General features: G+C 68.7%; 22 protein-coding genes. 6 read left to right on the top strand and 16 right to left on the bottom strand.

The genetic code is table 11. The annotated features are described in order from the left end of the window. Positions 1-9 precede the first annotated feature (9 nt). Positions 10-1,293: a geranylgeranyl reductase family protein gene (locus ACW4TU_RS27295; RefSeq protein ID WP_457417411.1), complete on the bottom strand. Its 1,284-nt coding sequence runs from the start codon at positions 1,291-1,293 to the stop codon at positions 10-12. Between the two features lie 99 nt (positions 1,294-1,392). On the opposite strand from ACW4TU_RS27295, the gene ACW4TU_RS27290 reads away from it, so the two are divergent. Both ACW4TU_RS27290 and ACW4TU_RS27285 read left to right on the top strand, forming a co-directional pair. Beyond that, positions 1,393-1,899, top strand: coding sequence for a GNAT family N-acetyltransferase (locus ACW4TU_RS27290; RefSeq protein WP_457430327.1), 507 nt, complete (start codon positions 1,393-1,395; stop codon positions 1,897-1,899). Between the two features lie 138 nt (positions 1,900-2,037). Beyond that, positions 2,038-2,376 carry a PASTA domain-containing protein gene (locus tag ACW4TU_RS27285; protein WP_457417410.1) on the top strand — a complete coding sequence of 113 codons (339 nt, stop codon included), beginning with the start codon at positions 2,038-2,040 and terminating at the stop codon, positions 2,374-2,376. A gap of 54 nt (positions 2,377-2,430) precedes the next feature. On the opposite strand, the gene ACW4TU_RS27280 is transcribed toward ACW4TU_RS27285, so the two are convergent. The 4 genes from ACW4TU_RS27280 to ACW4TU_RS27265 form a co-directional block, all read right to left on the bottom strand. Then, positions 2,431-3,126: a demethylmenaquinone methyltransferase gene (locus tag ACW4TU_RS27280; protein WP_457417409.1), complete on the bottom strand. Its 696-nt coding sequence runs from the start codon at positions 3,124-3,126 to the stop codon at positions 2,431-2,433. A gap of 105 nt (positions 3,127-3,231) precedes the next feature. Further along, on the bottom strand, positions 3,232-4,602 hold the full coding sequence (locus tag ACW4TU_RS27275) for an acyltransferase family protein (protein ID WP_457417408.1): 1,371 nt from the start codon (positions 4,600-4,602) through the stop codon (positions 3,232-3,234). Continuing rightward, complete coding sequence (locus ACW4TU_RS27270) at positions 4,602-7,052, bottom strand: bifunctional polysaccharide deacetylase/glycosyltransferase family 2 protein (protein ID WP_457417407.1); 2,451 nt, start codon at positions 7,050-7,052, stop codon at positions 4,602-4,604. The genes ACW4TU_RS27275 and ACW4TU_RS27270 overlap by 1 nt, the downstream gene beginning before the upstream one ends. Positions 7,053-7,070: 18 nt before the next feature. Beyond that, complete coding sequence (locus tag ACW4TU_RS27265) at positions 7,071-7,496, bottom strand: hypothetical protein (protein ID WP_457417406.1); 426 nt, start codon at positions 7,494-7,496, stop codon at positions 7,071-7,073. 344 nt (positions 7,497-7,840) lie between these two features. Between ACW4TU_RS27265 and ACW4TU_RS27260 the strand changes: the two genes are divergently transcribed. Next, entirely contained in the window at positions 7,841-8,890 is a 1,050-nt protein-coding gene (locus ACW4TU_RS27260) for a chitinase (RefSeq protein WP_457417405.1), read from the top strand. Between the two features lie 58 nt (positions 8,891-8,948). Here the strand turns inward: ACW4TU_RS27260 and ACW4TU_RS27255 are convergent, their stop codons facing one another. The 6 genes from ACW4TU_RS27255 to ACW4TU_RS27230 all read right to left on the bottom strand — a co-directional run bounded on the left by ACW4TU_RS27255 (position 8,949) and on the right by ACW4TU_RS27230 (position 16,339). Continuing rightward, positions 8,949-9,395, bottom strand: a complete 447-nt coding sequence (locus ACW4TU_RS27255; protein WP_457417404.1) for an imidazolonepropionase-like domain-containing protein — start codon at positions 9,393-9,395, stop codon at positions 8,949-8,951. 23 nt (positions 9,396-9,418) lie between these two features. Then, complete coding sequence (mqnC, locus tag ACW4TU_RS27250) at positions 9,419-10,612, bottom strand: cyclic dehypoxanthinyl futalosine synthase (protein WP_457430325.1); 1,194 nt, start codon at positions 10,610-10,612, stop codon at positions 9,419-9,421. 89 nt (positions 10,613-10,701) lie between these two features. After that, positions 10,702-11,511, bottom strand: a complete 810-nt coding sequence (locus ACW4TU_RS27245) for a prepilin peptidase (protein WP_457417403.1) — start codon at positions 11,509-11,511, stop codon at positions 10,702-10,704. 10 nt (positions 11,512-11,521) lie between these two features. Further along, positions 11,522-14,587: a BTAD domain-containing putative transcriptional regulator gene (locus tag ACW4TU_RS27240; protein ID WP_457417402.1), complete on the bottom strand. Its 3,066-nt coding sequence runs from the start codon at positions 14,585-14,587 to the stop codon at positions 11,522-11,524. 356 nt (positions 14,588-14,943) lie between these two features. After that, entirely contained in the window at positions 14,944-15,858 is a 915-nt protein-coding gene (locus tag ACW4TU_RS27235) for a hypothetical protein (protein WP_457417401.1), read from the bottom strand. A 40-nt stretch (positions 15,859-15,898) separates the two neighbouring features. Next, positions 15,899-16,339, bottom strand: a complete 441-nt coding sequence (locus ACW4TU_RS27230) for an ATP-binding protein (RefSeq protein ID WP_457417400.1) — start codon at positions 16,337-16,339, stop codon at positions 15,899-15,901. Between the two features lie 235 nt (positions 16,340-16,574). Between ACW4TU_RS27230 and ACW4TU_RS27225 the strand changes: the two genes are divergently transcribed. Beyond that, positions 16,575-17,426: a helix-turn-helix domain-containing protein gene (locus tag ACW4TU_RS27225; protein WP_457417399.1), complete on the top strand. Its 852-nt coding sequence runs from the start codon at positions 16,575-16,577 to the stop codon at positions 17,424-17,426. 9 nt (positions 17,427-17,435) lie between these two features. Continuing rightward, a complete protein-coding gene (locus ACW4TU_RS27220) occupies positions 17,436-17,639 on the top strand; it encodes a DUF397 domain-containing protein (protein WP_457417398.1) in 204 nt (67 codons plus the stop codon). Between the two features lie 11 nt (positions 17,640-17,650). Here ACW4TU_RS27220 and ACW4TU_RS27215 read toward each other — a convergent pair whose 3' ends face one another. The 4 genes from ACW4TU_RS27215 to ACW4TU_RS27200 form a co-directional block, all read right to left on the bottom strand. Further along, the gene (locus ACW4TU_RS27215) at positions 17,651-18,121 is read right to left on the bottom strand and encodes a hypothetical protein (RefSeq protein WP_457417397.1); all 471 of its coding nucleotides are present in this window, start codon (positions 18,119-18,121) and stop codon (positions 17,651-17,653) included. Positions 18,122-18,138: 17 nt separating this feature from the next. After that, positions 18,139-18,609, bottom strand: coding sequence for a hypothetical protein (locus ACW4TU_RS27210; RefSeq protein ID WP_457417396.1), 471 nt, complete (start codon positions 18,607-18,609; stop codon positions 18,139-18,141). Between the two features lie 24 nt (positions 18,610-18,633). Further along, the gene (locus ACW4TU_RS27205; protein WP_457417395.1) at positions 18,634-23,196 is read right to left on the bottom strand and encodes a DUF6531 domain-containing protein; all 4,563 of its coding nucleotides are present in this window, start codon (positions 23,194-23,196) and stop codon (positions 18,634-18,636) included. A gap of 86 nt (positions 23,197-23,282) precedes the next feature. After that, a complete protein-coding gene (locus tag ACW4TU_RS27200) occupies positions 23,283-23,930 on the bottom strand; it encodes a hypothetical protein (protein WP_457417394.1) in 648 nt (215 codons plus the stop codon). A 107-nt stretch (positions 23,931-24,037) separates the two neighbouring features. Between ACW4TU_RS27200 and ACW4TU_RS27195 the strand changes: the two genes are divergently transcribed. Beyond that, positions 24,038-24,388, top strand: a complete 351-nt coding sequence (locus tag ACW4TU_RS27195) for a hypothetical protein (RefSeq protein ID WP_457417393.1) — start codon at positions 24,038-24,040, stop codon at positions 24,386-24,388. Positions 24,389-24,440: 52 nt separating this feature from the next. Here ACW4TU_RS27195 and ACW4TU_RS27190 read toward each other — a convergent pair whose 3' ends face one another. Beyond that, positions 24,441-24,917, bottom strand: a complete 477-nt coding sequence (locus ACW4TU_RS27190; RefSeq protein ID WP_457417392.1) for a pilus assembly protein TadG-related protein — start codon at positions 24,915-24,917, stop codon at positions 24,441-24,443. Between the last annotated feature and the right edge of the window lie 2 nt (positions 24,918-24,919).

Raw genomic sequence — 24,919 nt, 5'->3', positions numbered from 1 at the left:
CTCCGCCGATCATGCCTTCGGCGCCACTTTGCTCAGGCCGTTGATGATCCGGTCCATCGCGTCGCCGCCCGTCGGGTCGGTCAGGTTGGCCAGCATCTTCAGGGTGAACTTCATCAACAAGGGGTGGGTCAGACCGCGTTCGGCCGCGATCTTCATGACCTTCGGGTTGCCGATGAGCTTCACGAAGGCGCGGCCCAGCGTGTAGTAGCCGCCGTAGGTGTCCTTGAGCACGCGCGGGTAGCGCTGGAGTGCGATCTCCCGCTGGGCCGGTGTGGCCCGCGCGTGGGCCTGGACGATGACGTCGGCGGCGATCTGGCCGGATTCCATGGCGTAGGCGATGCCCTCGCCGTTGAAGGGGTTCACCATGCCGCCGGCGTCGCCGACGAGCAGCAGGCCCTTCGTGTAGTGGGGCTGCCGGTTGAAGGCCATGGGGAGGGCGGCGCCGCGGATCGGGCCGGTCATGTTGTCGGGGGTGTAGCCCCAGTCCTCCGGCATCGACGCGCACCAGGCCTTGAGCACCTCGCGCCAGTCCAGTTCCTTGAAGGAGTCCGAGGTGTTGAGCACGCCGAGGCCGACGTTGGACGTGCCGTCGCCCATGCCGAAGATCCAGCCGTAGCCGGGGAGCAGGCGGTCCTCGGCCCCTCGCCGGTCCCAGAGTTCCAGCCAGGACTCCAGGTAGTCGTCCTCGTGGCGCGGAGAGGTGAAGTACGTACGGACCGCGACGCCCATCGGGCGGTCCTCGCGGCGGTGCAGGCCCATCGCCAGGGACAGGCGGGTGGAGTTGCCGTCGGCCGCGACCACCAGCGGGGCGTGGAAGGTGACCTCGCGCTTGTCCTCACCGAGTTTCGCGTGCACGCCGGTGATGCGGCCGGTGCGGTCGTCGGTGATCGGGGCGCCGACGTTGCAGCGTTCGTACAGCCGCGCGCCCGCCTTCTGGGCCTGGCGGGCGAGCTGTTCGTCGAAGTCGTCGCGCTTGCGGACGAGGCCGTAGTCGGGGAAGGAGGCGAGTTCCGGCCAGTCGAGCTGGAGGCGGACGCCGCCGCCGATGATGCGGAGGCCCTTGTTCCGCAGCCAGCCGGCCTCCTCGGAGATGTCGATGCCCATCGCGACGAGCTGCTTGGTCGCCCGGGGCGTGAGGCCGTCGCCGCAGACCTTTTCGCGCGGGAAGCTGGTCTTCTCCAGCAGCAGTACGTCGAGTCCGGCCTTCGCCAGGTAGTAGGCGGTGGTGGAACCGGCTGGCCCGGCCCCGACGACGATCACATCGGCGGTGTTTTCGGAGAGGGGCTCGGTCACGACGGGTTCTCCCCAAGACTCTCAAATCTGCGTGCCGACCGGCACTGGACATGGGCAGTCTATTCAGCAGTACTGATCACCCGGCTGAAGGGCTGCCCCGTGAACCGAGCGCTCCCCGCAGTACGCCTCCGTGTTCCCACCGACGAGGACGCCTTCGCCTGGCACCGCGTCTTCGACGACCCCGATGTCATGGAGTTCCACGGGGGCAGGTCGGCGGAACTGTCCGTCTACGAGGAACTCACCGCCCGCCAGCGCCGGCACGATGCCGAGTACGGGTTCTGCCTGTGGACCATGCTCGACGAGTCGGACCAGGTCATCGGCTTCACGGGCGCCCAACCGTGGCCGCAGGACTGGGGTCCCAAGGGGGAGATCGAGATCGGCTGGCGGCTCGGAAGGGCCCACTGGGGACAGGGATACGTCACCGCGGCGGCCGGGCAGACGCTGGGGAGAGTGCGTGCGGCGGGCGTGTCCGGCGTGGTGGCGATGGTCCTCTCCCGCAACGAGCGGTCCATCGCGGTCACCCGGCGGCTGGGCATGCGCCTCACCGACGTCTTCACGACGCCGACGCTGGAGCAGGAGGGGCACTGCTATCGGCTTGATCTGTAGCCGGCTTGGTCTGTAAGCAGGTTGATCCGCGACCACAGTCAGTTACAGACGGTAGCGATTTGGCGCCGAAAAACACTTAGCGCTTCCGGGCGGTACGTGGCCGGGGTTACCCTGCCCGTACCGCTGGGGGTGACGTCTGTGCACAGAACACCCAACACACCCGATGTGCGCGTACCGAAACTCGTCGGCCTGATGGCCATGGACGCGCGCGAGAGGGCCAGAGCGCACGGGGTGCTCCTCGCCGCGCCCGACCGGCCCGAATTCCAGCTCACCGTCGTCGACCACGTCGTACGGCAGTATCCGCCGCCCGGTGTCGCGATACCGCGCGGTGCCGTCGTCACCGTGTGGTTCGACTTCGGGGAGGGAGAAGGCGGCGGGGGCGCGGGGGTGCGCGAGCCGCGGGTGCCGAAGCCACCCATGGGCGGGCTGGAGCGCGAACTGGACCGGCCCGGAGACGCGTTCGAGGTGATCAGGTGACCGGCAGGGAACAGGGGACCAGACGAACAGGCAGAGGACCGGCGACGGCTACGGCTACGGCTGCTTGAAGCCTCGGTGCAGGGCCACGACGCCGCCCGTGAGGTTGCGCCAGGCCGTTTTCGACCAGCCCGCCTCGCGCAGCAGTTCGGCCAGGGCCGGCTGGTCGGGCCAGGCGCGGATGGACTCGGCGAGGTAGACGTACGCGTCGGGGTTCGAGGACACCGCACGGGCGACCGGGGGCAGGGCCCGCATCAGGTACTCCGTGTACACCGTGCGGAAGGGCGCCCAGGTCGGGTGCGAGAACTCGCAGATCACGACCCGTCCGCCGGGGCGCGTGACCCGGTACAGCTCGCGCAGCGCCGCGCCCGTGTCCTGGACGTTGCGCAGCCCGAAGGAGATCGTCACCGCGTCGAAGGTGTCGTCCTTGAAGGGCAGCCTGGTGGCGTCGCCCGCTGTGAAGGGCAGCCAGGGGTGGTTCCGCTTGCCGACCCTGAGCATGCCGAGGGAGAAGTCGCAGGGGACGACGTACGCGCCCGTACGAGCGAAGGGGAGGGAGGACGTGGCCGTACCCGCGGCCAGGTCGAGGATCTTCTGCGCCGGGCGGGCGTCGACCGCTCTCGCGACCTCCTTGCGCCACACGCGGTCCTGGCCGAGCGACAGCACGTCGTTCGTGAGGTCGTACCGTTCCGCCACGTCGTCGAACATCGAGGCGACTTCGTGCGGCTGCTTGTTCAGGGATGCCCGGGTCACGGGCCCATTGTGGCAGTACGTACGTCACGGCCTCCCGGCGGCACGGGCGCGGGCCGGGGCGTACCTGAAGCGCCCGGCCCCTCGCCACACCACTCGGTCGGCCGCCTACGGCAGCAGTTTCGGTTTCTTCTTGGCGGCGACGTCCTCCACCCAGCCGCACAACAGGATGAACACGGCGATCAGGATCCAGCCGACGCCGAACATGAACCACTGGCTCTCCAGCGGCAGGTACTTCTCGAAGGCGGGGACGTTCCAGAACTGGTCGATCAGCGGGACGGCCAGGATCAGCGCGATCTCGTGCCAGAGGTAGAGCGTGACGGCGCGCGCGTTGAAGATCGTCACGATCCGGTCGAGCCGCTTGTAGCGGGTCAGCCCAGCGAAGTCGATCTCGAAGTGCGCCTTCGCGTACATCAGGAGCGTCACGAAGCCCGCCGACCAGAACGCCTGCGCGAGCGGGATGTCGTCGAGGTCGTAGGAGCCCGTCTCGGCCTGGTGGGTGAAGGCGTACCAGCCGCCGAAGCCGATGGCAGCCAGGGAGAGGAGGACCACCGGCGCAGGCTTGAGGCGTTGCAGGACGCCCTCGCGGTGCGCGAAGCCGAGCACCCAGCAGAAGAGGAAGGTGGCCAGGTCGGTGAGGCCGTTGCCGAAGCGGTTGTCCGGGGGCTCCCAGAGGTAGTGGAACGCCACGATCGGGGCCAGGGAGAGGAGCAGTACGGCCACCGGGGCCAGGCGGAACGTCCTCAGGAGGAGCGGGGACAGCAGGACGAACCAGAGGTACGTGCGCAGGTACCAGAGGATCTCCCAGGCCTGCTGGCCCCAGGCGTTGCCCGGCGGGTCGCCGAGCGGCACCACCCAGAAGACGATCTGCCAGCCCGGCATCCAGTCGTGGACCATCATCGCGACGATCACGAAGAAGCCCCAGAACCAGAACGGGGGCAGGAGCCTTCGGACCCGGCTTCTGATCACCTTGAGCGCGGGGCGTTCCAGGGACTTCGCCATCAGCGTGCCGGCCAGGGCGAACATGATCCCCATGGAGGGGAACACCATGCCGGCCCAGGCCCAGCCGAAGGTGTGGTAGGTGACGACTCGGACGAGGGCGACGGCACGGAGGGTGTCGAAGTAGCGGTCGCGGCCCGCCGGTTTCCTCGCCTTCGGCGGGAGCTCGGTCTCCTTGGTGTCGTTGAGGTTGGCGTCGTTCAGATTGGTGTCGGTGGAGGCGGCGTCCGGCTCCACCACGTGCTCGTGCACGTGCTCCACCACGTGCTCCGGTGCGTACTCCTGCTGCTCGTAGGCGACTTGGCCGTACTCGACCTGGCCGTAGCCGGCGTACTGCTGGGGGTACGGCTCCTGCGGGTACGGCTGTTGGGCGGGATACGGCTGTTGCCCGTGCTCGTATCCGTAGCCTTGGTTGTTGCCATAGTTGTTGCCGTAGGCATGGTTCTGGCCGTAGCCCTGCTGATCCGTCCCCCAGCTCATCAGTTCACCCCCGCCGGGGTGCCGACCTCGCCCGTGCGCTTCAGTTTCTGCCAGCGCAGGCGACCGCCGGTGAGGGCGGTGATGCAGGAGTGGATGAGGACGAGGTACATCATCTGGCGGTACGCCAGTTGCTGCAGCGGCATCATCAGCAGGTAGCGGTACTTCTCGCGGTCCAGGCGGAACGCGTAGGCGGCGCAGACGAGTTGGATGCCCAGGACCGCGAGCCAGGCCAGCAGGGCCGCCTGGAAATCGATGAAGATCATCGAGTAGGCGGTGAAGACGTCGATCAGCGGGGCGAAGACCGGCGTGATGATCTGGAAGATGACCACCAGCGGCATGCCCACGCGGCCGAAGCGGCCCGACGGGCCCTTGTCCGTCAGGGACTTGCGGTGCTTCCAGAGGGCCTGCATGGTGCCGTACGACCAGCGGTAGCGCTGCGACCACAGCTGCTTGAGCGAGGCGGGCGCCTCCGTCCAGGCCCTGGCGTGCTCCTGGTAGACGACCCGCCAGCCCGCGCGGTGCATCGCGATGGTGATGTCGGTGTCCTCGGCGAGCGTGTCCTCGCTCATGCCGCCGACCTCGATGACCGCGTCGCGGCGGAACGCGCCGATCGCGCCGGGGATGGTGGGCATGCAGCGCAGCAGGTCGTACATGCGGCGGTCGAGGTTGAAGCCCATCACGTACTCGATGTGCTGCCAGGCGCCGATGATCGTGTTGCGGTTGCCGACCTTGGCGTTGCCCGCGACCGCGCCGACCTCGGGGTCGGCGAAGGGCTGCACGAGTTGGTGCACGGCGTCCGGTTCGAAGACGGTGTCGCCGTCCATCATCACGACGATGTCGTAACTGGCGCTGCGCACACCGTTGTTGAGGGCGGCCGGCTTGCCCGCGTTCTCCTGGCGGATGACCCGGACGTTCGTCATGCCGAAGGAGAGTGCCGCGTCGCGCGCGATCTGGGACGTGTTGTCGTCCGAGCCGTCGTCGACGACGATGATCTCGATCGGGTGGGTGCTCTTCGCCAGCGACTCAAGGGTGTTGGCGATGCACTCCTTCTCGTTGTACGCGGGCACGATCACGGTCACCGGGCGGGTGACCGTCGGTCCCCAGCTGAACTTCCCGCCCTTGCCGCGTTTCCGGTTGCGTTGCCGGTAGTGGCGGCGGGCGAGGATCAGCATCATCCCGAACCGGCCCATGACGGCGAAGCCGACGACCGCGAGTCCGGTCGCCAACCCCGGTACGGCCCATTCGGCGACGGCGACGGCCGCGATGAGGGCCTTGCCCTCGTAGAGGGTCGCGCCGGTGGCGGTGCGGTGGGCGGCCTGGAGGCTCGACGTCCCCGTGCCTCCAGGGCCGTTGCCCGTCTGCCCGTTGCCGAGCTGTCCGTTGCCCGTCTGTCCGTTGCCCTGCTGTCCGTTGCCCTGCTGGCCGGTCGGCGCGCCGCCGGGCTGCTGGCCCTCGGCGGTGCCTGGAGCACCCGTGGCCGCGCCTGTGCCCGCACCCGAGCCCGCGGCGGCCCCCGTACCCGAACCTGCCGCCGTACCCGTACCCGTGGCCGTCTGCTGCGCGCTCGACGCCTGCCGCTGGATCGCGCCGCTGATGGTGGTGAAGGTGTAGCCCGCCGCCTTCATCTTCTTGATGTACGTCGGCAGCGCCTTGATCGTCTGCGAGCGCTCACCGCCGGCGTCGTGGAAGAGCACCGAGGCGCCCTTGCCGTCCTCCGGCGTGGCCCACTTGACGATCTTCGAGACGCCGGGCCGCTTCCAGTCGTCGCTGTCGGTGTCGACGAAGACGCTGGTGTAGCCCTCCTCGCCGAGCTCCTTGTAGACGGGCCAGCTGTAGTTGTCGATGGCGTCCGCCTCCGACGAGTACGGCGCCCTGAACAGCGTCGTCGTGATGCCGGCCGCGCCCGCCAGCGCGAGCTGCGTCTGCTGCATCTCGCGGTTGACGCGGGCGTCGCTCTGGTAGGAGAGGTCGACGTGCGTGAAGGTGTGGATGCCGATCTCGTTGCCCTGTTCGACCGCCGTCTCCACGATGTCCGGGTAGCGCGACACCATCGAGCCGACCACGAAGAACGTGCCGGGGACGTCGTACTCCTCAAGGATCTTGAGGACCTGGGGCGTCCAGGTGGGGTTCGGACCGTCGTCGAAGGTGAGCGCGATGGTCTTCTCCGGCACGGACTGGGTCACCGCCTGTCCGTTGCGGAAGCTGAGGATCGGCCCGCCGTCGATGACCTTGTCGGGTACGTCGTTCGAGCTGGCCCCGGTGCGTACGCGCTGGTCGCCGCCGACCTCCGCGCGCAGATAGCCGTCGAGCAGCATCACGCTGGTCAGCGCGAGCAGGAGCAGCATGGCGAGGATGACTCGCGGTTTCTGCAGCGCCGCGGCCTTGCCGACGGTCCGCTGCACCTTCGAGGGAGCGCGCCTGCGGCCGCGCGAGGTGGTCGTCGTAGTCATGTGGTGGCTGCGTTCCGGTCAGTTGGCGTCTGCGGAGGCGGACGCGGTGGCGGTCGCGGTCGGTGCCGAAGCGGGCGGCCGGCCCGTGGCAACGCCCGTCGGCGGGGTGCCGGTGGGAGCGCCCGACGGGGCCGCTCCGAAGCCGCCCTGCGGCTGCTGGTTGCTGCCCGGCCCCTGGTTGCCGCCGGGGCCGCCGCCTCCGAAGGGCAGCAGCGAGGACGGAGTGAGTGACGTGCCCCAGCCCATGAAGGCCATGCCGAGCACGACGGCATACCCAAGACAAACGACACCGAGGAAGGTGCCGAACCGGCGCAGCAGTCTCGCCCGGCGGCCGGAGTTGTCGACGAACACGGGACCGTCTGCGGACCCGTCGGACCCCTTGCCGCTCTTACGGCGCCGGCCGCGGCCGGCGGCACGGTTTTCGATGTCAGTCTCGGAATGCATTCCCCGGACATTAGGAGGGCTTTATGTGACCGAAACTCTGGTTCTCATGTGAGACGCCCATGAGAAACTCCTTAACCTGTGCATCCTCTGAGAGTTTCCTCGGAAGCCTGCGCAACCCGCCCTCAATGGAAAGGAGCCGATTGTCCTGCTTGCTTGCCCCATTCACACCCTTCACGGTGCGCTGTCCGTGGGCTCGCTGTGTGTTCGCTGTCCTCATGAAGGACAGACTCGTATGAGACCTTTCCACTTCGGATCCACTTCGGAAACACGCTTTGTTTCCATCCTGAGACAGATATCACTCAGACCTGACTGAGACACAGATCACGAGAGCGGGTGCGTGCGCGATGAGGCGTTTCCTTGGGTCGGCCGCCGGATTCACATGTCTGGTGGCACTGACCTGCGCCGGGTGCTCGTCCGGCTCGGACAGCGACACGGGCAGCGGCTCCGACGCCGTGTCCGCGACCCCTTCCGAACAGACCCGGGCGAGCGCCTCGCCCTCGGCGAGCACCGCCTCGACGACCGAGTTCGCCCCGTACGTCAGCGCCACCGACGCGAACGACAACGACAGCGCGGGCTCACCGACGGCGTACAACCTGGCGTTCGTGATCTCGGACGGTACGACCTGTACGCCGAAGTGGAACGGTACGACGGCCATCGGCGACTCGGCCGTCAAGTCCCGCCTCGCGAAGCTCACGGCGACCGGCGGCTCGGTCCGGGTCTCCTTCGGCGGCGCCTCCGGCAAGGAGCTGGCCGAGGTCTGCGACAGTGCGTCCGCGCTGGCCAAGGCCTATGGCGCGGCTCTGGACGCCGCCGGTTCGACCCAGGCCGACTTCGACGTCGAGGGCAGCACGCTGACCGACTCCGCCTCCGTCGAGCTGCGTTCGAAGGCGATCGCCCTGCTGCAGAAGGAGCGCACCGACCTGAGCGTCTCCTTCACCCTGCCCGTCATGCCCACCGGCCTCGACGACGACAGCGTGGCCCTGCTCGACTCGGCCAACAACAACTCCGTTCAGGTGTCCACCGTCAACATCATGACCATGAACTACGGCAGCGACTACAAGGACGACATGGGCCAGTACGCGCTCACGTCGGCCGCGGCGACGCATGACCAGCTCGCCGACATCTTCGGACTGTCGGACAAGGGGGCGTGGCAGGGGATGGCGTTGACGTCGATGATCGGTGTGAACGACGTCGCCAACGAGACGTTCTCCTTGGCGGACGCGGCGGAGGTGCGGGCGTTCGCGGAGGAGAAGGGGGTCGCGTGGGTTTCCATGTGGTCGACGTTCCGGGACCAGGAATGCGAGGAGGGGGTTGCGGCGTCTGATGACGCGGCGACCAATTGCAGTGGGGTTTCTCAGGATGCGGGGGCTTTTGGGGTGGCGTTTTCAGGGTGAGAAAACAAGAAAAGGGGACTACCGGTGGTTTTGTCGCCCCTGAAAGCGACACAACACCTCACCGGCGCCTATGGACCAGGCGTCCTGCGCAAACCGTCGCCAGGCACGCCCCGCCCCCGTCGAATACCGCCAGGTCCGCCCGCTCGCCCTCGACGATCGCCGGAATCCGTGTCCGCGTCAGTACGACGACGTCGTTACGGGCAGCCGCTGATCGGAGGTCTGGCGAGGTGACGTACTCCTCCAGTACCGCCACCGCACCCCCCTTCAGCACGGCGTGCACGCGTTCGCGCGGGGTCGGGGCATCCGGGAGCGGGCCCTCGTGGACGAGTCCGGGGCCCAGGACACCGGGCCAGCGCCGCACCCGCGCCCCCGGGAACCGCTCCGCCACTTCCCCGAGCGGGCCCACGGCGGCGACCCGGTTGCCGTCGACCGCGACGGCGCCGTCCGTCAGGGGTTGCGCGTCCCAGCCGACCCGGAGTTCGTCGGCGGCGTGAATCGTCAGCACAGGAAGGTCGGTTGGCTGTGCGGTCAGTTGCTGGCCAGGAGTTTCAGCTCGGGGTGGGCCGTGCCGCCCTCGATCGCGGTGGACGAAATGTGGGACATGACGCGCTCGTCGACCGGGTCGTTCGCCGGGTCTTCGTGGACGACGATGTGCTCGTACGTCGTCGTCCGCTGGGCGGGGACACGGCCCGCCCTGCGGATCAGGTCGATGATCTCCATACGGTTGGAGCGGTGCTTGGCGCCGGCGGCGGAGACGACGTTCTCCTCCAGCATGATCGAGCCCAGGTCGTCCGCGCCGTAGTGCAGGGACAGTTGCCCGGCTTCCTTGCCCGTGGTGAGCCACGAGCCCTGGATGTGGGCGATGTTGTCCATGAAGAGACGCGCGATGGCGATCATGCGCAGGTACTCGAAGATCGTGGCCTGCGTACGGCCCTTGAGGTGGTTGTTCTCGGGCTGGTAGGTGTACGGGATGAAGGCGCGGAAGCCGCCCGTCCGGTCCTGTACGTCACGGATCATCCGCAGGTGCTCGATGCGCTCGGCGTTGGTCTCGCCGGTGCCCATGAGCATGGTGGACGTCGATTCGACGCCCAGCCCGTGCGCGGTCTCCATGATCTCCAGCCAGCGTTCGCCGGACTCCTTGAGGGGCGCGATGGCCTTGCGGGGGCGCTCGGGAAGCAGTTCCGCGCCGGCGCCGGCGAAGGAGTCGAGGCCGGCCTCGTGGATACGGGTGATCGCCTCCTCGACGGACACCTTCGAGATCCGGGCCATGTGCTCGACCTCGCTCGCCCCCAGGCTGTGGATGACGAGCTGCGGGAACTCGGCCTTGATCGCGGCGAAGTGCTTCTCGTAGTACTCGACGCCGTAGTCCGGGTGGTGGCCGCCCTGGAACATGATCTGCGTGCCGCCGAGTTCGACGGTCTCCGCGCAGCGGCGCAGGATGTCGTCGAGGTCGCGGGTCCAGCCCTTGGCCGTGTCCTTGGGGGCGGCGTAGAAGGCGCAGAACTTGCACGCCGTGACGCACACGTTCGTGTAGTTGATGTTGCGCTCGATGATGTACGTCGCGATGTGCTCCGTACCCGCATAACGGCGGCGGCGTACGGCGTCGGCGGCCGAGCCGAGGGCGTGCAGCGGGGCGTCGCGGTAGAGGTGGAGCGCCTCTTCGGGGGTGATCCGCCCGCCCGCCGCGGCACGTTCGAGGACGGCTGTGACATCAAACGACATATGGTCGGCGTTCTCGGTCACCGGGCGTCCCTTCGGAAGGCGTGGGGCGGACCGTTCCAGCCTACGTCAGCGCCCCGCCACGCCTCACGTCAGGCCGCGTACGCCCCGATCAGCAGCCCGACGAACGCGCCCGCGATCAGGAACGGCCCGAACGGGATCGACGTACGGCGACCGGCGCGCCGCGCGATGACGAGCGCGAGCCCGTACAGCCCGCCGAACAGGAATCCGGCGAAGGTGCCGAGCACGACGGTCCCCCAGCCGTACCAGCCCAGGACGGCCCCCAGCCCGAGGGCCAGTTTCACATCGCCGAAGCCCATGCCGTTGGGGCTGATGAGGAAGAGCACGAAGTACGCGCCCCCGAGCAGCAGGGTGCCCAGCAGAGAGGTGAGCCAGTCTCCCGCGTGCTCCGGCAGCAGTGCGGCCACGCCCAGCAGGACGAGGGCGGCGGCGGCCAGCGGCAGGGTCAGCGGGTCGGGCAGCCGCTGCACCCGGAAGTCCACGACCGCGAGCAGCACCCAGACGGGCGCGAGCAGCAGCCAGGCCCCGAGCTCTGGCCTGATACCGGTCGCGGCGGCGAGCGCGGCGCAGACGAGCGCGGTGGCGAGGGCGAGGAGGGGGGTGCTGGGGCCGTACGACGACTTCGCACTTCCCTTGTACGAGGGGACTGCCGCGCTCGTGGCGAGGTGCCCGGCGTCCCCGGCCGGCGTGCCTGCCGTACCGGCACAGGTCGCGCAGCGCGCCCGGCCCAGCCAGCCGCCCAGGGGGTGGCCCTGGGGGCAGCTGTCCCGCCAGGTCTCCTCGGGCGTGACGGAGAAGCGGTAGGCGGCGCGCGGCACGAGCGTCCCGGCCGCCGCGCCCCAGAGGGCGGAGACGGCCACGATCAACTGGTCGATGCTCATCCCACAGCACTCATCCCACGGCCGCTGTGCCGTCGCGCCACGTCGGCAGCAGTTCGTCGAGGAGCGCCTCGGTGCGGGGTGGCAGGCCGCGTGCGCCGCTGCGGTGGATCAGGTCTGCGGCGACCTGCTTGAGCTTCTCCATGTCGCCGGTGGAGTGCGTGGCGCGCAGGAGTTCGTGCCACAGCCGCTCGTCACCGGGTGCGGAGTTGAGGGCGGCGGTGAGCGCCTCGATGGCTCGCTCGGCGCGGTTCTTCACGAGGTGGAACTCGGCGAGCGCGAGACCGATGTCCGCGACCAGCAGCGGGAGTTGGGCGTCGATGATCTCGTGTGTGAGCCAGCCGTAGCGGCCCTCGGGACGGTCGGCGAGCAGGGGCCCGCGCACCAGCACGAGCGCGTCGGTGAGGAGCCGGCCGCGTACGACCCGGCTGTCGACACCCTTGCCCTGTGTGGCCTCGTGGTAGAGGGAACGCAGCACATCGAGGTCGGACACGACCGACTTGGCGAGCGTGAGCCGCCCGCCCGCGTCGGTGGCGAGACGGGGGGTGCCGTCGGGGTCGGTGCCGAGCCAGACGCGCAGCCGTTCGAGGAGCGCCTCGCGTACGTCTTCGGTGACACCGCGCGGCCAGAGCGCGGAGGCCAGTACCCGCGGGTGCACACCTTCGCGGTGCAGCAACAGCAGTGCGAGCGCCTCGTGTTGGAGCGGGCTGCGTTCCCCGTCGGGGGTGTCGAGGCCGATGATCTCGTACGGGCCCACGAGCCGGGCGTACACCGCCGGCCGCCCCTGCTCGCTGATGTCGACGAGGAAGGGGGGCGTGGTCGCCGGTCCGTCCGGATCGTGCTCGGGGTCGGCGCCGACGAACAGCTCGACGATCGCCCGCTGTTGGGCAACGGGCAGCAGCTGGGCGTCGAGTTCGAGCCCGAGAAGGGGCGCGAGGAGCTTGCCCTCGCCGGTGATCTCCAACTCCCAGGCGGCGCCGGGCAGATCACCGCTGTCGGTGCCGACGAGGTATCCGATGCCCAACCGGCCTGCGTCGGCCGCGAGTTCGGCGAGCTTGACGGCGTCGTCGGCGGAGGGTTCGGCGGCGAGGAGGACGAGGTGCGGTGCCCAACGGGTGTGCTGGGCGGGCCCGGTACGACCGGTGAGGACCGAGTCGTGCCCGGCCGCGCCGAGCGCACCGCGCCGCTGCCTGGTCTCGGCCTCCATCGTCTCGACGAGGGCCTCGATGTCGTCGAGGTGGCGCAGCCGGTTGGGGGCGAGAGCGGTGAGGTCCTGGCCGAATCCGACGAGGGTGATGGTCATGCGGTCCGACCACCCGTTGGTGGCCAACTCGGCGGCGACGGACGCGAATACGGCGGCCCGGTCGGACTCGCTCCCGCTCAGCGAGACGATGCCCGGCACGGACTCCAGGTTGAGCAGCAGGCGTGAGTCGTCCATGGTCCCGAGGCTGACGAGGCCCGGGTAGGGAGCTGCGGTGTCGACATCCTCGTACCGCTCGGCGTCGGTCCGGGACAGCAGCCAGAAGGTCTGGTCCTGCCCGAGCTGCCACGGGGCCGGGGGCTTCCCGGCGGGCTGGGCGAGCTGGAGGTGCAGGTCACCGTTGCTGAGCCAGGCGGCGTAGACGGTGGGGAGCGGGCGGGACTCTCCGGCGAGGGCGGCGGCGAGCCCGCGCAGCGAGCGGTCGAGCAGGCGTACGCCTTCGGGGTCGGCGCCGATGAGGAGCGCGTCCTGGGCGTCGGCGGCGGCACCGGTCGGCGTGGGCGGCTCCATACCGCGCCGCCCGCCGACCGCACCGAGCGCCGACTGCCACAGGGCCTGCCGGCGCCGACGGCCGAGGGCGCCGAGGAGACCGGCGGCCAGGAGGGGAGCGCCGACGAGGGCCTCGGGGAGACCGAAAGAAACGCCGGCACCGGATTCGGCGGAGGTCGCGGTCTCGGTGGCTGCGGGCTGCTCCTGCTGTACGGCGGGGGTGGACCGGGCGCCGGTCGCGGCGCGCCGGTCGGTGAGGCTGATGCGGGTGGTGTTGGTGTCGAGGGAGGCGGTGCCGCCCTGCTGGCCGCCGCCTGCTCGTTCAGCGTGGTCGCCGGTCTGCGCGTACTGGTTAATCTGCTGCGCGACCTGCGGAGTGACGGTGGAACCGGCGGCGGGGGCACTGGTGTCGGTGCCGGGAGCGGCGGTACTGGTGCCGGTGCTGGGCATCTCGACGAGGTCGCCGCCGCGGGCGTCGCCGGGCATCTCCATGATCCAGCCGGGGCGGATCAGGCTGGCCTCGGAGAGCCGCGAACCGTCCGGCTGCACACGGTCCTTGTTGAGCTGGTAGATCTCGCCGTACCGGCGTCCGTCGCCGAGATGGCGCTGCGCTATCTCCCACAGGGAGTCGTGATGACGCCCCTCGGGAGGCTGGATCCGGTAGTACTTCGTGTCACCGGCCTTGACCGACGGTCCCCCGACCTCCGCATGACTCGCGGCATCCGCGGCCTGCCGGCCGAGCGCGGCGGCGGTACTGGCCGCCTGTTCCTGCTGCTGCGCGAACATCCCGGTCAGCGAACCGCCGGGCGTCGCCTGGGCGGAGGCGACGATGCCCTGCTGGTTCCCCTCCATGCTGTGCCCGAGCTGCGAGAGCCCCGGCGTGAGGGAGGCGGCCGTGGCACCCACGAGCAGCAACGCGGCGACCAGCTGCCGCGCGAGCAGCTGACTCGGCCCGGCCCCGGGCACCCGCCCCGGCATCCCGACCCCGGACAGCGCGGCCTTCACCTCGACGAGCACGCACGCGGTGAACTGGGCCCAGGCGATCCACACGATGACGCCGAGGACACCGGTGAACGTGTTGACCGTGATCTCTTCCTGCAGCCAGTCCAGGGACGGCGACCCGTCCGGGAACGGCCAGCCGACGAACACGGCGAGCGCGTAGGGCACCCCGACGAGCAGGCCGGCGAGGGCGACGAACGCGAGAAACGCCTTGACGAAGTCCCCAAAACTGCGCCGCCGCCTCGGCAGGGGCTGCGGTGTCCGGTTCCTGGGCCCCGACGGGTCTCCCGACGAGCTTCCCGTCCGGCTTGAAGTGCTGCGTCGCGGCATGGCGGGTGTCCTGGGTTCGTGTCGTGTGGGGTGGGAGCGAGATATGGGGGTGCACTTGAGCCTATCGGGAACTTATTTCGGGCGTAGGGGGCGGTGGAGGGCCGAGGCGCGGAGGAGATGTCCGGGCGTACTGAACTCGCCCGATACTGCCCACCAGGTCCTCGACGAGATGGACAAAGAGGGCCAATGCCGCTCCACATACGGACCGTTCACAACCGCCACGGCACACTCTTCACGGTCCCCGCACAGTCGCCCGGCGGCAGATCAGTCCGAGACGGCGCAGGACATCACCGTCCAGGAGATCCGGTGGGTCGGCCGCCGGCGCAGGCTGGGTCCCGGCGGCCGGATCGGACCAGTCAGTGCGTGCCGTCGGCGAACAGGTCCTCCGCGTTCGTCGCGTTGACCGCCCGCTGGGCCCAGATCTCGAGCTGGCCCAGGTCGGAACAGGCCTCGACTCGGTCCCGTACGGAGGCCGGAACCGTGATGCCGCGCCACTCGACGATCCGGAGGATCATCGAAGCGCGTTCCTTCTCGATGCCCTCTTCTCGGCCTTCTTCTCGGCCTTCTTCTCGGCCTTCTTCTCGGACCTTCTCGGCGACCTCGTGCCGGAAGAAGTAGTTGACCGGCATCATCAGTTCCTTCCAGATCTGCTTGGCCTGGGCGTCCCCCAGGCATGACTCGACGAACTGCGCGAGCATCCCCGCGCCTTCGGTGTCGGCGGTCTCCAGCGCTGCCGCCAGCGGTTTCAGTATGGCAGCGGCACCCGGGCCCCTACCATGCGTCATCGCGGAGAAGGCCGCGAGGAACACATCCCGTTTCGCCTCGGCCTCGTCCGCGATGAGCGGCACGTTCTCCGGGCTCAGCACGAGCGGCCGTACGGTGAGCGAGTGCCAGCCGGGCAGGCCCAGGCGGATCGGCTGTGCCGCCCAGCGGGCCGTGGCCCTGCTCTGGGTCAGGACGATCAGTACCGGCTCCCAGCGGTACTTCGCGTACAGGTAGCTGAGGTAATAGGCCCAGCTGCCCCGCTTCTCCTCGTCCCGCTTGCCCTGTGACTCGACGACCAAGAGGTACGTACCCTCGTCCGTCTCCGCCCGCAGCAACGTGTCCACGCGTCGCTCGATCGGTTCGATCTCGGTCAGATCCGCGTTCAGCACCGCGAATTCACGCGGCTCGGGGATGGGAATGTGCAGCACACGCTGAAGCGTGCGCGTGAAACCCGCCGGGTCCTTCTGGCAGATCCGGTGCAGGCCCTCATGCGACGAGCCGACCATCCGCTCTCCTTTCCATCTTCTGTTCGGTTCGATCAACGAACTAGGCCGCGACGAGGTCACCCCGTGCGTACTTGCCCTTGATGCCGCTTCTGCTCAGCGGCTGCCAGCCCCACAGGTCGGCGCAGGAACTGACCAGGGCCAGGCCTCGCCCTTCCTCCAGGTGCGTGAGCTGTGTCAACGCCTCTGCTGAGAGTGGTGGTTGGGGTGGCTCGGGGTCGGCGTCCCATGCTCCGACGCGTAGTACGCCGGCCCGCATCCGTAGGCGCAGGGCGACGGGGCCCTTGGTGTGGCGTACGGCGTTGCTGACCAGCTCGGTGGCGAGGAGTTCGGCGATGTCGGTGAGGCGGATCAGGCCGTGCATCGTGAGGACGAGGCGGACGGTGCGGCGGCAGACGGTGACGGCTCGGAGGTCGTGGGGGATGTGGAGGACGTACTCCCAGGGTTCGGTCGCGGTGGGGGCGTGTCCTTCGTTTTCGGGCATGCGTGAACTCCGTTGGCGGGGAGGGGAGTTGATTGGTCGCTGGGAGTACAGGCGGTGGCTGTGCCGCAGCCGTCGTGGCAGGACGGGGCGGTGCGCTTCCGGGGGTCCGGTGATTCCGCAGCGTGTGCGTCGCAACACTGAAGGTAGGGCATTATTTTCTGCCTACGCAACCTTTTGCCGTAGCCTGACACCCGAACGTGGCATTTCTTCACGGCTGTTGAGAATGGGAGAGTGTGTGGCACCAAGGAGCCACCCCACCGCGCGACAGGTGCGTCTGGGGACAGAACTACGCAGGCTGCGTGAGTCCGCGGGATTGAAAGCCCGGGAAGTGGCAGCGTTCCTGAACTCGACTTCGACCCAAATGAGCCAGATGGAGGCGGGCATCGCAGGCGTAAGCGAGGACCGCGTCCGCCGACTGGCGGCTCACTACGGCTGCACAGATACAGCGTTGATCGACGCTTTGGCGGCAATGACCGGCGACCGGACGCGTGGCTGGTGGGACGAGTACCGAGGTGTTCTGCCCCAGGTGAATCTGGACGTCGCCGAGGCCGAGCACAACGCGACCTTCCTGCGCGAAGTCGTCATCACCCACGTTCCCGGGCTCCTCCAGACCCCGGACTACGCCCGCGCCGTCTTCGGATACATGCGCCCTGAGCTGCCCGAGAGTGAATTGGCACCCAGAGTGGAGCACCGCACGAGACGGCGCGCGGTCATCGAGGGCGACGCCCCCACCCCGTACGAGACGATCGTCCACGAGTTCGCCCTACGCATCCGCGTGGCCGACCGCCAGGTCTCCCGTGCTCAACTCCGGCAGATCCTGGACCAGATCGAGCAGGGGCACGTCACCGTACGCGTAATCCCCACCGACCAGGACGGCTTCGGCGGTGCAGGCGCCTCGATGATGTACATGGGCGGTCCGGTGCCCCAACTCGACACCGGGTTCCGGGACGGTGCGGCCGACACCGCATTCATCGACGTGGAACCTCAACTGAGCACGCTTCGAACGCTTTTCCGTAAGCTGGAGGGAGGGACGCTGGACTCCACGGCGTCCCGGGACTTCATCCACCACTTGTCGAAGGATCTGTGAGGCGACCCCATGACCCAGTCCCTGATCTGGCAGAAGTCCAGCTTCTCCGGCGGCGCCGAGGGCAACACCTGCGTGGAGATAGCGGACCTGCACACCCGCATCGGCGTCCGCGACTCCAAGGACCCGGCCCACGGCTCACTCACCTTCCCGCCCCGAGCCTTCACCGCCTTCGTCGAGACGCTCAAGGCGGACACTTCACGCACGGCCACCTGACGCCCGTTCGCTCAGGAGCGGCGTCCGCGCAGAGCCCGCCAGGCGTCCTCGGCCGCGTACGTGGACTCCAGCCGCCAGGTCTCCAGCTTGTCCAGCACCCTTGAGGCGACCTTCCACCACTTGAGCCACAGCGGCAGTTGCCGGAACGGCACGTAGTCGAGGGTGTCGTCGATGGCGTTCACGGCGATGCTCTTGCGGCCGGGGCCCTCCGCACGCAGCGCGGCGTACAGCTCAGGTGTCAACTCGCCGTTGAGTCGCGCCGCGACGCCCGCCGCGGTGAACGCGAACCCTCGCTGGTGACGGTCCGGCAGCCGCATCGCCCTGATGATGCGTGGCGAGGCCTCGGCCAGAGAGCAGTTGAAGGCCAGCCCGATCACTGCGGAGCCCAGTGAGTCCTCACCGCGTTCGCATGCCGCGTCCCACTCTGCGGGGTCGTCGAAACGCAGCATGCTTTCGTCGCCGCCCCAGTCCCACCCGGACACCCTGTTCACCCCCGATGTCAACTACGTCGCCGCAGGACCCGCCAGGCGTCTTCAATCGTTTCTCCGGACCGGATCCACCAGCTCTCCAGCTTGTTGCGCACCCCTGACACGACCTTCCACCACTTGAACCGCGGAGGCAGCTGCCGGAACGGCACGAAGGCCAGGGTGTCCTTGATGGCGTACTCGGCAATGCTCTTGCTGCCTGGGCCCTCCGCCTGCAGCGCGACGTACAGCTCAGAGGTGAGACGACCGTTGATCCGCGCCGCGGCACCGGCTGCCGTGAAAGCGAACCCTCGCTGAGCGAGGTCCGGCAACTGCATCGCCCGGACGATCCGAGGCGACGCCTCCTCCAGCGAGCAATTGAAGGCCAACCCGATCACCGCCGAACCCAGTGGCCACTCACCCCGCTCGAAAGCGGCGTCAACTTCGGCGGGGTCGTCGACATGCGACACGCCCTCGCCGGTTTCCCAGTCCCACTTGGACGCCATAGCCAACGTTCCTTCCATCTGTGATCAGTCGCATGGTGGCGGGAGCACCTTCTGCTTCTTGACGTTATTGATCATGCCCTGCTTCTTCAGCTTGGTCAGGTCCCCTTCTGTGATGCCATCCCCCGGGTACGAGGAACGGACGTGTCCGTGGTAGATCTCCTTGACGATGTTGCCGTTTTTGTCGGTGACGTACTCATGTCGGTCCAGGACCACGATCTCGTTGTTGACGTGGTCCACGCCAAGGCGCCGGAATTTGTTCGGATTGTTCGGGTCACCCAAGGGGATTGACCGGTCCAGCGCGGCCTGACCATTGGAGGGCGCCCGGCTGACCTCGCCCTTGGCCGACGAACCGCTGCCCGAGCCGTGCTTGTCGTACGTCGAGTCGTCGTAGATACGCGTCGGCTCGTCCCCCTCGAGACCGAGCGGGTCGCTCCAGCGCAACGGATTGTCCACGTACCCGTGGTGGTTCGGGGACGGGGCCAGGCCGAGGGGGTCGGGCGAGAGATAGCTCGCCGTGTCCGGGTCGTAGTAGCGGGCCAGGTTGTAGTGCAGGCCCGTCTCCGGGTCGCGGTACTGGCCCGGGAAGGCCAGCGGGCACAGGCCGCCGTCGTCGCCGGCCAGAGGCCTTCCCCACAGGCTGGTGGCGGACCGCCAGGCGATCGCGCCGTCCTCCCCGACGAGTTCGCTGGGGGTGCCGACCAGGTCGGTGACGATCGCGTAGAACTGATGGTCAACCGCGGCTGGGTCGGCGGTGCGCCACCGGCTGCGCATCTGGGCCGCCGCGCGGTGGGTGCCGGGGGCCCAGTCCCAGGTGTCGGCCTCCGCCATACCGTCCCGGAGCGACTGCTGCTCCGCGAGATTGGCGCCGTCCCAGGTGAAGAGGATCTCCTCGGCGACCGAACCATCCTCGTTCAGGCGCGACTTGGCGGTGCGCCGACCGAGCACGTCATAGCGGTAGCGCCACACGCCGTTGTCCGGCGTCTCGGCCTCGGTGAGCCGGTCCTCCGCGTCCCAGGCGTACGTCCAGATCCGGCGAAGTCCGGACAGGGTTCGCCGGATCACACGGACCACGCGCCCCTGCGCGTCGTGCTCGTACGAGCTGCGGCCGACTGAACCGACCTTCGTCCCGGAGTGCCGTGCCGGGCCCTGCGCGTCCTGTCCGCCGGAGGCCGGGTGGCTGGCAGCGGTGAGGTTGCCGAGGCCGTCGTAGGCGTAGGTCTCGGTCCAGGTCCGGGCCGAGACGCGGGTGACGCGGCCCGCGGGGTCGAGGTCGAACGTGCGGGTGCCGGCCAGGCGGTCCGTTATCCCCGTCAGGAATCCGTCCGCGCGGTAGGTGTAGGAGCGGGACTGCCGCACGGCCGTGCTGTCGGCGCCGGTGCCCGCCCGGACGACCTGCTCGACGAGGCGGTGCCCCGCGTCCCAGGACTGCGTCAATGTGGCCGCGGCGCCCAGGCCGCGAGCGGTTTCCCGGCCGGCCGCGTCATACGCGAAGGTCAGCTCGCCGCCCGCGGTGACCAGCGAGGCGGGCAGGCCGGCGGAGTTGTACGACCAGTGTGAGGTGGCGCCGGAGGGCGTGGTCCGCCGTACTCGCCTGCCCAGCGGGTCGTATGCGCTGGTGACGGTCCGGCCGTCGACGGTCTCGGCGACGGTCCGGCCGACCACGTCGTAGGCATAGGCCACGCTGCCGACAGGGCTCGCGGCCTCGAGAAGGCGTCCGGCCAGGTCGTAACGCAGCGAGGTGACCTTGCCGTCGTTGGTGTGCGAGGTCACCACCCGGCCCGCGGCGTCACGGGTCACCCGCACGGTCTGGCCGGTGCCGTTCGTACGCTCGACCTGGCGTCCTGTCTGGTCGCAGAGATAGGTGACCGTGCGGCCGTTGAAGTCCGTCTCGCCGACCAGATTGCCCGCCGCGTCGTAGCGGTAACTCCACTCGTCGCCGCGCGGGTTGGTCACCGCGGTGAGCCGCAGCTCGGCGTCGTGAGTGAAGAGATAGCGGGTGCCGTCCGGGTCGGTCCGGGCACTGGGCAGGTCGAAGGCCCCGTACTCGAACGCGGTGGTGAACCCGCCCGCGTCGCGGTGCTCAGTGAGGTTGCCCTCCGCGTCGTAGGACCAGGAATCCCGCCCGCCGTCGGCGCGCTCCCGCCACAGGAGCATGCCCTCGGGATTCCAGCCCTGGCGGACGGTCCCGCCGACCGGGTCGTCGATCCGCACGACACGGCCGTACGCGTCCCTGTGTACGGTGGCGACACTTCCGCGCGGATCCACGACCCGTACCGGAAGGCCGCTTCCGTCGGTCTCGAAGCGGATGGTGTTGCCGAGCGCGTCGGTCTGCGCGATCCGGTGCCCGTGTTCGTCGTACGTGTACGAACTCACCGCGCCCAGCGGATCGGTGCTGCTGAGCAGGTTGCCCCGGTCGTCGTACGCGCACTCCCAACGCACCCCGTCGGGCTCCGTGATGGCGATGGGCTGGACGTCGGCGTCGTACTCCACGTGGATGGTGGTGCCGTCGGGGCGGTCCATGCGCACCGCGTCTCCGTGCTCGCCGAGCGTGAAGCGGGTCGTATGGCCCAGTTCGTCGGTGCGGGAGAGCATCCGCCCGTAGCGGTCCCACTCGGAGTAGGTGGTGTGGCCGAGCGGGTCGGTCACGGCCGCCAGTTGGTGGAGGTCGTTGTAGCGGTACATCGTCGTGTCGCCGAGTGCGTCGGTGTAGCGCGTCTCGCGGTTCTCGCTGTCGTACTCGACCGCACAGGTGAGGCTGCCGTCGTCGCCCTCGCCGCCGGTGCAGCGGTCCAGGGCGTCGTAGGTGAAGCGGTAGGAGTAGCCGTTGCGGTCGGTCCATGACGTGATGCGCGCGCGGGCGTCGTACGTCAGTTTCCGGGGCAGACCGCTGGAGTTGTGGATCTCGGTGAGGTTGCCTTCGGAGTCGTAGCCGAAGTGCCTGGCGACCGTGCCGTCGGGACCGGCCTCCGGGTTGTGGACCCGGAGCCGGGTGACGCGGCCGTTGTCGGTGTCGACGTACACACAGCGGCCCGCCGAATCCCGTACGGCGACCGGAGTGCCGTCGTCATCACGGTCGAAGTCGATACGGAGGCCGTTACGGTCGGTCATCGCGGTGATGGGGAGGGTGAACGTCTCGTCGACCGCCGTCGGGGTCCGGCAAGCGGCGAAGTGGCGCGTGATGCCGGTATCCGGGTCGGTGATCCTGACGGGGGCACCTGGGCCGCCGTCCCAGTCCAGCGGCCGGCGCGGGCCCTCCAGCGGCAGGACCGAAGTGCCCGGTGTGGGCACCGGGTAGAAGAGGAGCATGCCGTCCTCGGTGGCGTATACGGCGCCCTCGTCGTCCAGTTCCAGGCGTTCGTCCAGGGTGGAGGCCCAGGACGGGCCGAAGAAGCGGCCGTGCGAGTAGGAGGAGAGGTGCGTGCGGCGCAGCACCACCGGGAGCAGTCCCGGCAGGTCGACGTCGGTCTCCTCCATCAGCATGTCGCCTGAGATCATGTCGATGGGGTCGCCGTTCTTGCAGCGGCCCTTGGTGGGCTTGGCGTGCGCCACTGCGTCGTCGGCTTCCTTGCGCAGGCCCTTCTTCCCCAGGCCCTTGGCCATGGCCTTGAGGCCGCCCTTGCCCAGAACCTTCATGCCCTTGGCGAGACCACCGAGGGTGGTCAGCCCCTTCATCCCCGGAATGCAGTCGAGTGCGGCAAATCCCACATCCCATAGAGACGCCTGTCCCTTGGAATACTTGTAGAGCGTGTCCGCGAGCACGATCAGGGCCGCGATCAGCACGATCGCACCGAGAATCGGCCCCCCGATAATCATCGCCACAACCCCGACAACAGCTACGACGATCTTGCAGACCGCGACGATCGTGTCCCAGTTGTCGACGACCCAGTCCCCGACGTCCTCCCACCAACTCCGGTTCTGAATACCGGCGTCCGACGCCTCGTCGATCCTCCGCTTCGCCTCACCCGCCGCGTCCTCACGCATCTTCCGCGCGTCCTCGGCCATCTTCTTCGCCGCGTCCAGGGCGGATTGCGCACCGTCCACGTCCGACTGGGCGCTGCTCTGGGCCGACTTGGCGTGCTGCGCATCCCGGGTGGCCGCCCGCACCTTCGCCTCGTCCGGCTTCTCGGTGGACTTGCTGCCCGTTGGATCGTCCTTGTACTTGTCCGACTCCTTCGTGGCCCGCGTCATCCACGAATCGGCAGAGGACAGACGGGACTTGGCCGACGACAGGTCCGCCTGCGCCGCCCTCCCCTTCACCAGCGCCTTGTCCGCCAGCGCCTGCGCCCGCTCCAACTTCGGCCAGTAATCCACCAGCGCATCGCCGCACAGGTCGTACGACGTCTTCAGCTTCTTCAGGTTCTTCGGCACATCCGAGAACTCGTCCTGGAACACCTCAGCGGTCTTACCCGCCCACTCCAGCGTCTCGTTCTCCGACGCCATCCCCTTGACCAACCGCAACCCGTCCGCGACATCATCCGCGAAGTCATGCAACGTACGAGCCAGTTGACGCACACGATCCGGATCACCAGGCGTCGGGTCCTCGTCCAGGTCCAGCACATGCCAGTCCGCCGGCCGGTACCCCACCATCCCGCAACCCCCGTCACAGACACGCCATCAACAACCGTGTGCACACGTGAACCTACAAGGAACGGTCGTTCGATGTGAAGCAGTTGCTATTCGGTGAACCGGAACGTCGAGGTAACCGCGTCGAAGATGTCGAAGAACGACTCCGCGAGGTCCAGCACCTGGCTGCTGCCCGCCACCAGCGCCACTTTGCCCTCCTGGCCCGGCACCGGGATGAACGTCTGCATCAGCACAGCCCGGATGGTGCGGCCGAGTTCGTCGCCCGGTACGGCGATGTCCTCGACGCCGTACGTACGCGCGGCCGGACCGACACCGGGGATGTCGACGGTGGTGACCTTGCGCCAGGAGTCGCCCTCCTTCGTCGCCTCCTTGACCGCCAACTGGGCCGCGATGACGGCCGGGTCGGTGGAGAGCGGCTCGCCGTCCGTCTTACGGCCGCCGACCATCGAGACCGTTACGGAGCCGGTGATCGGGGTGTCGCCGCCGAAGCTCTCCGCCATGCAACCGCAGTACAACGCGCCCGACTTCCACGCGTCCGCCGCCGCCTTCCGCAGGAACGCGGTGTACGTGTCGCGGTACGGGACCAACTCCGTTCGCTGTCGCACCCGTTCGTCGACCATGCGGCGGATGGAGTCGTCGCGTGACTCGGGGCGTACGTCGAACTCCCACCACGACTCGGGCACCTTGATCCGGAACCCACCTCGCTCGACCGTCTGCGCTTCGCTGTAGCGGGCCATGTCCTGACTCCACCCCGTTCACTCGATCTCCCGTGCCGGCATCGTTCCGTTGTACGGTGCCGGTCAGACGTCGGTCAGACTACGAGGCGCTCCTGGGGGACTCACACATGGGCAAGGGCAAGTCCGACCTCACGCTCCCGCTGAGCGAACTGGAGGACTACGGCAGCCGGCTGCGCTCCATCAAGACCCGGCTGAACCACACCAAGAAGCTCTTCGCGTCCTACAAGGACGACATCGGCGACGGCAGTGTGAACGACGCGCTGGAGGACTTCGAGTCCAACTGGGAGGATGGCCGCGAGGACATCACCCAGCAGCTCGACGCCCTCGCCGACATGTCCGACGCCGTCGTACGCGAGTTCAAGAAGCTGGACGACGAACTCGCCAAGCAGGTCAACGAGAAGATGACGACCAAGGACACCAGGAACGGCGGCAAGGGCGGTAGCGGCGGCGACAGGTGAGCTGGACAAAGAGCTGGACAAGTGAGCTGGGGGACACGCCCTCTCACTCCCCTCACCCCACCTCGTTCTCCGCCACCGCCTCGCCCCGTACCGTCACATCGCCGCCGTAGAACAGCCCTGTGAACACCGGCGAGTACGTCAACTGCACCTCGACCTGCACCTCGTTGGCGTTCGCCGCGACGCAGTGGGACGCGCCAGTGTCCGCGGCGGACATGCCCATCTCCTGGGCGAAGGCCTTCACGCGCGCGTCGCAGTTCTGGAAGTTGATCGGGGCGCCGCCCGCCGCGTTGCCGTAGAGGGCGTCGAGGTCTATGTCCTGGGCGGCGTAACGCGCCGCCTGTTCCGCGATGTCCGCCGCCCGTTCCCGCTTCGAGATGGACATGCCGCCGTCGATCACGAAAGCGGAGAGGGAGAGGAAGAGGAGGGCGAAGATGATCACCGCACCTGCGCCGGAGCCCCGGTCGTCGAGGCGGTCCCGTCGGCGCTCCGACCAGTCGCGTACGGACCAGTCCCACACGGCAGAAGGCACTC

Source organism: Streptomyces kryoterrae (assembly GCF_054072135.1).
The sequence above is the reverse complement of the archived record's forward strand: the minus strand, read 5'-3'. Positions and strand labels throughout refer to the sequence as shown.